The 11232-nt window shown below is 30.0% G+C and carries 10 protein-coding genes; 9 read left to right on the top strand and 1 reads right to left on the bottom strand.

What is annotated here, in order from left to right; genetic code table 11:
* The 9 genes from ABJD66_RS05400 to ABJD66_RS05360 all read left to right on the top strand — a co-directional run.
* The coding region (locus tag ABJD66_RS05400) for a hypothetical protein (protein WP_348129070.1) at positions 1 to 867 on the top strand (867 nt) is incomplete at its 5' end.
* Complete coding sequence (locus ABJD66_RS05395; RefSeq protein WP_348129067.1) at positions 864 to 2099, top strand: oligosaccharide flippase family protein; 1236 nt, start codon at positions 864 to 866, stop codon at positions 2097 to 2099. The genes ABJD66_RS05400 and ABJD66_RS05395, both read left to right, overlap by 4 nt.
* Complete coding sequence (locus tag ABJD66_RS05390) at positions 2092 to 3096, top strand: polysaccharide biosynthesis protein (protein ID WP_303542495.1); 1005 nt, start codon at positions 2092 to 2094, stop codon at positions 3094 to 3096. The genes ABJD66_RS05395 and ABJD66_RS05390 overlap by 8 nt, the downstream gene beginning before the upstream one ends.
* On the top strand, positions 3097 to 3525 hold the full coding sequence (locus ABJD66_RS05385; protein WP_348129063.1) for a WxcM-like domain-containing protein: 429 nt from the start codon (positions 3097 to 3099) through the stop codon (positions 3523 to 3525). It abuts the gene before it with no gap.
* A gap of 17 nt (positions 3526 to 3542) precedes the next feature.
* Entirely contained in the window at positions 3543 to 4679 is a 1137-nt protein-coding gene (locus ABJD66_RS05380; RefSeq protein ID WP_348129060.1) for an NAD-dependent epimerase/dehydratase family protein, read from the top strand.
* 25 nt (positions 4680 to 4704) lie between these two features.
* The gene (gene wecB / locus ABJD66_RS05375; protein WP_303542490.1) at positions 4705 to 5844 is read left to right on the top strand and encodes a UDP-N-acetylglucosamine 2-epimerase (non-hydrolyzing); all 1140 of its coding nucleotides are present in this window, start codon (positions 4705 to 4707) and stop codon (positions 5842 to 5844) included.
* A 17-nt stretch (positions 5845 to 5861) separates the two neighbouring features.
* Positions 5862 to 7058, top strand: a complete 1197-nt coding sequence (locus ABJD66_RS05370) for a glycosyltransferase (RefSeq protein WP_348129056.1) — start codon at positions 5862 to 5864, stop codon at positions 7056 to 7058.
* 38 nt (positions 7059 to 7096) lie between these two features.
* A complete protein-coding gene (locus ABJD66_RS05365; protein WP_348129054.1) occupies positions 7097 to 8233 on the top strand; it encodes a glycosyltransferase family 1 protein in 1137 nt (378 codons plus the stop codon).
* Positions 8234 to 8573: 340 nt separating this feature from the next.
* Positions 8574 to 10094, top strand: a complete 1521-nt coding sequence (locus tag ABJD66_RS05360) for a hypothetical protein (RefSeq protein WP_348129051.1) — start codon at positions 8574 to 8576, stop codon at positions 10092 to 10094.
* A 43-nt stretch (positions 10095 to 10137) separates the two neighbouring features.
* Here the strand turns inward: ABJD66_RS05360 and ABJD66_RS05355 are convergent, their stop codons facing one another.
* Positions 10138 to 11094 (bottom strand): glycosyltransferase family 2 protein, encoded by a 957-nt coding sequence (locus ABJD66_RS05355; protein WP_348129048.1) that lies wholly within the window; start codon positions 11092 to 11094, stop codon positions 10138 to 10140.
* Between the last annotated feature and the right edge of the window lie 138 nt (positions 11095 to 11232).

Below are 11232 nucleotides of genomic sequence, written 5' to 3'. Positions count from 1 at the left end.
AAAGGTATTGGTACATGGATCTGCTTAGGGGTTATATTTGTAAGCTATAGCGATAAAAGGTATGAAAATTTTAAAAAATTTATATTTCTTGCCGCTATTTACATCTCAATACTAACGCTATACAATTTTGTAGATTTTGGTATAGGTGGTTGGCGGTCACAAGCCTTAAGTAAATATAGAGTATACGGCGTAAATTATATTTGGATAGCTCCTTATGCCTTCTTAATATTAAAAAATTATAAAAAATTAAAATGGCTAAGGGTTTATATTCTTATCATAGGAATTGTGCTATCCTTAGTTATACAGACAAGATCTTTCTTAATAATATATTTTGTAACTGTAATGTTCGACTTTTTTAATACTAAAAAGAAAGGCGGATATCTTGTACTTCTTGGTATAGGAAGTCTTATACTAACCTACTTAGTAATAAACACAGAAATTTTAAGTGCTTCTTTTGATTTGTTAATGAACAGAGGAACACATGATTCAAGAACAGAACAATTAAAAGTTTTCATTTCTCAACTAGATTTTTCCCATTTAGTAACAGGAAGCGGTGTTTTTGCTTCTTATTCTTTAGGTGCAGAAGCTTGGACTTCGGTAGATAATCAATGGCTCTATTTAATATGGTGGGGAGGGCTTATACCTTTTTTATGCTATGCGTTTTTAAGTGGTGGTATTCCTATTTATATGTTATTTAGAGGAGGCTTAAGTTATGAAACTAAGGTAGAGTGTTTTGTGCTTGTAATTTGGTTTTTAGGATTATCGGGCTTAGCTATATTTTCTACAATGTCTGTAGATCTGTTTTTTATAATTATGAGTATTATATTAGGGCGTGTACTGTATAAATTTAGTAACAACATTCCATGATAAAACAACTCTTAGCATTTAAAAAAACTTTTGCTATGTATGGCGCTAGTTTTATTGCTGTTCTTTTAGGTTTTATAATAAGCATACTTAATACAAAAGTTTTAGGTCCAGAAAAATTTGGGGATTTTAAATATATAGAGACTGTAGTACGTTTAATTGCAAGTTTAGTTTCTGTAGGTTTCTTTATATCTATTACGCGCTTAATAGCAATAAACAACAATGCTGTAAAAGAAAAAAAATATTTAGGATTATTTGTAGTTATACTTAGCATAATATCTGCAGTAGGTGTCCTTTTAGTTTTTATTTATTCTTTTATAGAACCCCTATTTTTTAAAGAAACTTTTGGATCTACATTTAGAACTTATTTTTTTATTGTACCTGCAATTATAGCCAATTTAGCATTGTTAGAAATTTTAAAAGGACTTCATAAAATATACACCTTAGCTTTATTAACTATTATACCCTTGGTAGCATACGCTATTGTAGCCTACACTATAAGCGCAACTACAACTTTAAATGTTAATAATGTTTTACTACTATATTATGGTTTATTATTTATCACCACCATAATTGTATTAATCACCATTAAACCAAACTTTAACTACAAAAAAAGCTTAGTTAAAGAATTATACAAAGAAAACAAACACAATGGCAGGCCAATATACTATGGCAGTTTGGCGGGCGTTGCTACAGCTAATATTGCAGGTATTTGTATTTCTTATTTTTTAAACGATAATAAACAAGTTGGTTTTTTTATGCTTGCATTAACTGTATGTAGTCCGTTACTAATAATCCCTTCTGTAATGGGCACTACCTATTTTAAACAATTTGTTCACCTCCCTAAAATACCAACTAAAGTTGTTCTTTTTAGTATTGCTGTAACAGCGTTTGCTCTTGTAATTTTTTACTCATTAATAGATTATGTGGTTATACAATTTTACTCTAAAGACTACCTACCTGTTGCAAATATTGCTAAATTTTTAATCCTTGGCTTTATTTTTCATGGCTTAGGAGATTTAATTAATCGATTTTTAGGAGCCAAAGGTGAAGGAAAAAAGTTACGCAATGCAGCATTTTTTGTTGGTGCTATAAATATTTTAGGATATACACTACTTATAAAATACTTTCAAATGAATGGCGCCATAATAACTAAGATATTGGCGAGTTGTCTATATTTAATTGTGATGCTATATTATTATATTAATTTTATAAAAAAAAATAAACATGTTTAAAGGTAAAACTCTCTTAATAACTGGTGGTACTGGTTCATTTGGTAATGTTGTTTTAAATCGTTTTTTAGAAACAGACATTAAAGAAATACGAATATTCAGCCGTGATGAAAAAAAACAGGATGATATGCGTAACAGACTAAAAAATGATAAAGTAAAATTTTACATAGGAGACGTTAGAGATTACAATAGCATTTCTAGAGCTATGTCTGGTGTAGACTATGTTTTTCATGCCGCTGCATTAAAACAAGTACCTTCGTGTGAGTTTTTCCCTATAGAAGCCGCCAAAACAAACGTATTTGGAACACAAAATACAATTGATGCTGCTATAGCGCATGATGTTAAAAAAATTATTTGCCTAAGTACAGACAAAGCTGCTTACCCAATTAATGCAATGGGTATTAGTAAAGCCTTGATGGAAAAAGTAGCCGTTGCTGCTGCAAGAAATATTCCAGAAAATAAAACAACTGTATGCTTAACTAGATATGGTAATGTAATGGCCTCTAGAGGTTCGGTAATACCTTTATTTGTAAATCAAATTAAAGAAAACCAACCACTTACTATTACAGACCCTAACATGACTCGTTTTTTAATGTCTTTAGAAGATGCTGTAGATTTAGTTTTATTTGCGTTTGAACATGGTAACCAAGGAGATTTATTTGTAAACAAAGCTCCCGCTAGTACAATTGGAGAGTTAGCACAAGCTGTAAAAGACATTTATAAAGCTGATAATGATATTAAAATTATTGGTACCAGACACGGTGAAAAATTGTATGAAACCTTGTGTACGCGTGAAGAAATGCAGAAAGCAGAAGATATGGGCGAGTTTTATAGAATTCCGGCAGATAACAGAGATTTAAATTACAATAGATATTTTTCTGAAGGTGAAACTGATATTAGTAAGATTGAAGATTACCATTCTCACAACACAACTCGCTTAAACAATACACAAATAAAAGAAACTTTATTAGGTTTAGATTATATCAAAGAAAATCTTTAAATGGTTTCACACAATATAATAACGGGAAATTCTCATACAGATGAGAGAGGCAAACTAAATTTCTTTAATGATTTTGATCTTAGAGATGTTGTTAGGATGTATGAGATTTCTCCTGCTTCAGTAACAAACATAAGAGGTTGGCAAGGGCACGCTAAAGAACACAAATGGTTTTATTGTTCTGCTGGTTCTTTTACTGTTTATTTAGCTCCGTTAACATATTTTAATAATTCCAAAGAAGAGCAACAAACACAAAAAATAACTCTTTACTCTAATTCACCATCTGTTTTACATATTACTGGTGGTTATGCAACAGCTTTTAAAGCAAAAGAAGAAAATTCTACACTTTTAGTTTTTTCTAATTTTTCTGTAGAAGAATCTGTTGCTGATGATTTTAGATTTAATTTAGAGGAATGGCCTATTAACCAATAACTATAAGAAACACTACCATGAAAAAAATTGGAATTACGGGGCAAGCTGGTTTTGTTGGAAACCACTTGTACAACACTTTATCTTTAGATGAAAAGGTAACATTAATCCCATTTGAGAGAGCTTTTTTTTCTGATAAAGAAAAGTTAGAGAATTTTGTAGCATCTTGTGATGTAATTGTTCATTTAGCTGCAATGAACAGGCATGAAGATGCTAACGTAATATACAATACAAATACTGCTTTAGTAGATGATTTACTTGCTGCTTGTGTAAGTAAAAATGTAACACCCCATATTTTATTCTCTTCTTCATCACAAGAAACAAAAGAGAACCTGTACGGTAAATCTAAAAAAGAAGGTAAAGAAAAATTTATAAATTGGGCTAACAACACTAATGGTAAATTTACTTCTTTAACTATACCTAATGTTTTTGGGCCTTTTGGGAGGCCTAATTACAACTCTGTTGTAGCTACGTTTTGCCACAAGGTAGCCAATGGCGAAGAGCCTACAATTATTAATGATAGTGATGTTAACTTAATATATGTTAATGAGTTAATTGCCATTATCATACAAGCTATAACTGGTAAGGCAGAAAACACCATTAATATTGGTAAAAATGCTTCAGAAGTAGCTATTGCTGCTCCACACACTAAAAAGGTTTCTAAAATATTAGATTTACTTAAACAGTATAAAAAAGATTATATGGAAAATGGTATTTTCCCTAGTCTTGAAGAAACTTTTGAAAAAGCACTATTTAATACATTTCGTTGTTATGTACCTACAGATCATTACCCGGTAAAATATACAAAACACACAGACCCAAGAGGTAGTTTTGTAGAAATTGCAAGAACACAAACTAGTGGTCAGTTTTCATTTTCTACAACAGTTCCTGGTATTACCAGAGGAAATCATTTTCATACAAGAAAAGCAGAACGTTTTGCGGTAATTAGCGGTAAAGCACTTATACAATTGCGTAAAATTGGTACTGATGAAGTAATAGATTATTATTTAGATGGTAAAGAACCTGCATATGTAGATATGCCTATATGGTATACACACAATATTAAAAATATTGGAGAAGAAGAACTAATTACGCTATTTTGGATTAATGAACCTTACAATCAAGAAGACGCAGACACATATTTTGTAAATGTATAACAGTATCTAATTAAAATTTAAAAAATTGAAAAAGCTAAAAGTACTTACAGTAGTAGGAACAAGACCAGAGATAATAAGATTAGCATGTGTTTTAAATGCATTAGATGCTAACCCTGCCATAGAACATATACTTGTACACACAGGACAAAACTATGATTATGAATTAAATGAAATATTTTTTGATGATTTAGGGATTAGAAAACCAGATCATTTTTTAAATGCTGCTGGAAAAAATGCAACAGAAACAGTAGGTAATATTTTGATAAAAATAGATCCTGTTTTAGAAGATGTAAATCCTGATGCCTTTTTAGTTTTAGGTGATACAAATTCTTGCTTATGTGCTATTCCGGCTAAAAAGAGAAAAATCCCTGTTTTTCATATGGAAGCTGGTAACAGATGTTTTGACCAGCGTGTACCAGAAGAAACAAACCGTAAAATTGTAGATCATGTTGCAGATGTTAATTTAACATATAGTGATATTGCTAGAGAATACCTACTAAAAGAAGGTTTACCTGCAGACCGAATAATAAAAACAGGTAGCCCAATGTTTGAAGTTTTAGATCAGTTTAGAGCTAAAATTGAAGCCTCTAACGTTTTAGAAAAATTAAATCTAGAAAAACAAAAGTATTTTGTGGTTTCATCTCATAGAGAGGAAAACATAAGTAATCCTAAAAATTTTGAAGGACTAATTACCTCTTTAAATCAAATTGCCGAAAAGTACAATTTTCCAATTATTGTATCTACACATCCTAGAACACGGAATATGTTAGATGCTAAAAAAATGGAAACTCATAAAAACATACAATTTTTAAAACCTCTAGGTTTTTCAGATTACAATGCTTTACAATACAATTCTTTTGCTGTTTTATCTGATAGTGGAACAATTTCTGAAGAATCTTCTATCCTTAACTTTAATGCATTAAACATTAGAGAAGCACATGAAAGACCAGAAGCTATGGAAGAAGCATCTGTAATGATGGTAGGTTTAAATCCTGAACGTATTATGCAAGGTTTAGAAGCCTTAGAAGTTCAAAAAAGAAATCCTGAACGTAACTTTAGACAAGTAGCAGATTACTCTATGCCTAACGTTAGTGAAAAAGTAGTACGTATAATTATATCTTACGTAGATTATATAAACAGAGTTGTTTGGCGTAAGGGCGAATAATATAGCAAATAATACTAATGAACCAACATAATATTTTCATCTACAGTAATGATGATTTTTTTGAAAGAAGTGCAGGTGCTACACGTGTGTTATACTATGCAAAAGCACTGGCTAATAGCAATAACAAAGTATATTTAACAACTTGTTGTGCAGAGGCTTTTAACGATAAAGATTTTGAAGAAGTAGATGAAAATATTTTTGTTCACAAGCAAAAAAGTAAAGTCTTTCACAATCCAATAAAGACCTACAACTATTTAAAAAATCTTTACTCCTTTGCTAAACAAAAAGGTAAAGCTACTTTTATACATTACCCTTCTCCTTTAGTTGTTTTAGAAACTCTTAGTTTATTCTACTTAAAAGGATTAAAAAAACAAGCTGTATTTTTTGAGAGCAATGAAGTACGTATGTATTCTGCTGCATTCCATGATTCTATTTCTATTAAAAATATTAAATATTCATTAAAAAAAATAGTATTTAAATCTTCTTTTTTTTTAATGCAAGCACTACTCTATTTTTATAACGGACATATATGTATCTCTACCGCCATAGAAAAATATGGTCATAAGTTTAATAAAAATACAATACGTATTCCTATACTTACAAACCCATATAAAGAGTTAAAAAATTCTACTACTAAATACATAAAGCAAAACGCATTTAATATTGGCTTTTCTGGCAGTATAGCTCTTAGTAAAGAAAACTTAACCTCTTTTATTGCTGTTATTGCAAAAATTAAAGAAGCTGGGCATAACATATCATTTAACTTATGCGGTAGTGCAAACCCAAAAAACAAAGCTTTGTTAGACAAGGCCATTCTTAATTATAATTTACAAGACACTATTACCTATTACGGTAATTTAGGAGAAGTAGAGTTTAACACTTTTTTAAGCCAACAAAACTTATTGGTTATACCTAGAGGATATACAAAGCAAAATAAGTACGGATTTTCTACTAAGTTATCTGATTATTTAAATCATAAAAAAATGATTTTAATTACAGATATTAGTGACAATAGTTTATACATAAAAGATGGTATTAACGGGTTTATTGTTCCTCCAAATAATGAAAAAGCAATGTTTAATAAATTACTTTACATTGTAGAAAACTATACACATTTAGAAACAAAAATAGCAGCAGAAGCTTATAATACTGCCAAAACTGACTTTTACTATATGAATTACAAAGACAAATTAAAGTCTTTTCTAATTTCATAAACCAATTATAACCTAACTCAATTAGCTCATACTACATTATGTCTAAAGAACCAATACGTATACTACATGTACTTTCCAATATGGGAAGAGGCGGTGCAGAATCTATGGTGATGAATTACTACAGAAATGTAGATAGATCAAAAGTGCAATTCGACTTTTTATTACATAGAGCTTACAAGAGTGCTTACGAAGACGAAATAGAAGAATTAGGCGGCCGTATTTATAAAGTTTGTGCTATATCGCCTAAAAACTATTTTAAATATAATAAACAATTAAAAGATTTTTTTGCTAGCCACCCAGAATATACTATTGTACACTCGCATTTAAATGCATTAAGTTTTATGGTCCTTAAACATGCACAAAAAACATGCAGTATACGTATAGCACACAGCCATACCACAATAAACCCTTATGCAGTATTTAATATACTAAATAAAAATGTACAAGCGGGTAGAACAATTAAAAACACTTTGTACCATTTAATTAGAAAAAAAACCAGTACTTATGCAACACATTATTTTGCTTGTGCAGAAAAAGCTGGAGAATGGCTATACGGTACAAAAAATAAAGAAATAAAAGTAATTAAGAATGCTATAGACTCTGCTACTTTTATACCAAATAAAGAAAAATACACAAGTTTACGCACAGAGTTAGGCATAGACTCTAATTTTGTTATTGGCCATGTTGGCAGGTTTGACACGCCTAAAAACCACTATTTTTTACTGCATATTTTTAAAGAAATAGTAAAAAAAGAGCCTACTGCTAAACTAGTGCTAGCTGGTGATGGTCATTTAAGAGACATTATAGAAAAAGAAATAAAAGAATTAGATATTAGTAATAACGTTTTGTTATTAGGTATGCGAAGTGATGTTCCGGAACTACTACAAGCTTTTGATGTCTTTTTATTTCCGTCATTATATGAAGGTTTACCGGTAACAGTTGTAGAGGCTCAAGCTAGTTCTTTACCTGTAATAGCTTCTGATACTGTTACCACAGAAGTTAAAGTTACCAATTTGGTACATTTTATGTCTCTAACAGAAAGTGCTAAAAAATGGGCTGATAAGGTTATAGAACATAAAGATAATGCAAAAGTAGATCGTACCAAGGAGATTGTTACCTCTGGTTACGACATTAAAACCGCTTCTGAAGAATTGCAACGTTTTTATTTAAACTAATAAAAAAAGTAAAAATATTTTTTATGAATTAGATTATATCAACTTCATATAAATTAAAAAACTCACGCTAAATAGCGTGAGTTTTTTGTTTTAAAACATAATGGATGTTAGTCATATGTTAAAAACGGGTGCAAAAAGTTAACAAAAGATGCATTACATCGAAAATATGGTCGATTAAGTACTTTCTACACGATAAAGTGATCTTTTTATACGTTTAACTACGTATGTTAGAAAGATATAAAAGATAACCCCCTTATCTACCTTATAAAGAAGTTAATAGAACAATAAACTGTACCTAAAAGTTATGAGTGCCCCAAAAAGAAAAAATACGCCAAAAAAAATGATAACATTACTATGTTTTGCATTTTTAACACTTGCATCTTGCAGCCAAGATGAAGAATTATTTGCACAAGCTATAGACCAAGATATAGCAAAGTCTAATAATCAAACTGACCCTAATTCTGGTGGTGACACCAAAATAGATGAAACAGTTTCTAAAGAATTAAAAGCATTCCCTACTGCATACGGAGCAGGTGCTTACACAACAGGCGGAAGAGGTGGTAGAGTTATACATGTTACCAACTTAAACGATAGTGGTACAGGCTCTTTAAGAGAAGCTGTAATGGCCTACGGTCCCCGTATTGTTGTTTTTGATGTTTCAGGTACTATTCACCTACTAACAAATTTAAATATACACGATGGAGACCTTACTATTGCAGGACAAACTGCTCCCAAAGGAGGTATAACACTAACAGGGCAACGTATAATAATGTCAAACAACCAATGGAATCCTAATGTTAAAAATATCATAATAAGATATATAAGCATTAGACCCACTTTTATACAAAATGGACCAAACTCAGATTGTATACAAATGAACAATGTAAATAATGTAATACTAGATCATATTTCTACCTCATGGGGAGGAGATGAAGCTATTGAATTTAGAGATATTTCATATAATATAACAGTACAAAGATCTATACTAGCAGAATCTAATACAGCTTCAATAATGGGAGGAGGTTCTAATGGACAAAATCTATCTCATGACTTATCTTTTCAACAAAATTTGATATATGATTGCAGTCATAGATTCCCTAACCCAAATGCAGCAGGTAGGGTCGACGTTTTAAATAATATGATATATAACTTTAGATATAGACTAACAAATGCTGGTGGTGCAATTAAGTTAAATCACATAAATAATTATTTTCATAAAGGAAAGAGAAAAAATACAAATACACTCATATTGAATAAATATACAGGAAAAGATTCTCCTGGCTCTGCAAAAATATATAGTGCAGGAAATTTAATAAAACCTGACTTCCTTTTAGATCAAAAAGCAGACAATTGGACTAGTTGGTCAACACACAGTACTTGGTCATATGCGGGAAAATCATATACTTTAACAAATCCTCAGCACTTACCCATTAGTTTCAAATCTGAAAGTTCATTCTCTTTACTAGGTTCTGCATTGCCTTTGTTAGATACAGAAAGTGTAATGGATGTGGTGGTTAATGACTCAGGTAACAATAAATACCTTACAGAAAATGGAACTGTAGTAGATAATACTAGTGATTTAGATAAATATTATATTTCTAACATAAAAAATAACACCCCAAGTGACTTTGAATGGAATGAAGATTGGTCTGTTTACTCTCATTACAAGAACTTTATTCAAACCATATCAAAAACACCAATTAAGACTAGACCATCAAATTTTGACTCAGACGGTGATGGTATGCCAGATGTGTGGGAAAAAGCGAATGGTTTTGACATAAATACAGATGACAGTAAACTTGACAAAGATGGTGATGGTTATACTAATATTGAAGAATATTTAAATTTAGTAGATTATTAAATACTTAAAAAAAGGTTTTTCTAAAGAAAAACCTTTTTTTATTCTATATATATCTACGGATAGGCCAAAAAATAATAAACACAAATTTCATTAAATAAGAATCTATACTTTTAACATAATTACTTAAATTATACTTTAGATACTTTGAAGACTTTAACAGCGATATTGTCCTCTTAACAAATAAAAACGGCTTTTTTAATAAATGATTTCTATAAAAAAAATTTATAAACATTAATGAATAAACTGCCATACCAAAAGCTTTTTTACTAAAACTTAAACTTGACAAATTATCTTCACTCTCATTTACATAATAAATTCTTAGTCTGTCATTTATATATTTAATCTTATAATTTTGAGAAGATAATGTTAACCATAAAAAGCTTTCTGGAATAAAACCTTTTGAAAAAATTTCATCTTTAATCTTTATGTTTTTTAATAAAGATGTTTTGGTTACGCCCCACTTTTCTCCAAAAATATTATGATATAATTGGCATTCAAATGCGTTACTATAAAAAGGACTACTTGGAAACTCATTCCCAACAAGTTTATCGTATTGATCTACGCAACAACAACTTACACCAGAAAATTCACCTCTCTTTTCAGTAGGTATTTGATTAAATTCGTCATAAAAAACCTGTAATGTACTTGGCAAACAACTATCATCTGCATCGTGTATAAGAAATAATTCTCCTTCGGCCATATGTATGGCTTGATGCATAATACTCATTTTATGAGTATTAATATTATTATTTATATATCTAACTGGGTAGTCAACCTTCTTTAAATAATCTTCTATTACAGAATGAGAATTATCAGTAGATGCATCGTTTATAATTACAACCTCAAAATCTTTAAAAGTTTGTTTGTCTAGTGCATCAAAAACTCTATAAATTGTTTGTTCTGCATTGTAAACAGGCACAAATATTGTAAATGAATACTTATATTGCTTACTCTCTTCAACTAAATTAAATTTAGGCAAAAAATTTTTGATACTCCCCATTGCTTTATTGCTATTAATTGACTTTCTAAATTTAGAATGTAAATCTAATTAATAAGCTATAAAAACTATTACGGAAAAGCATAATGAAAAGTTAATTTTTTTGAGTATGACTCACTATCTAATAAAGATTTAATTACC

Source organism: Cellulophaga sp., assembly GCF_039943695.1.
Lineage (GTDB): Bacteria > Bacteroidota > Bacteroidia > Flavobacteriales > Flavobacteriaceae > Cellulophaga.
This window is presented reverse-complemented; position numbering and strand designations above follow the sequence as displayed.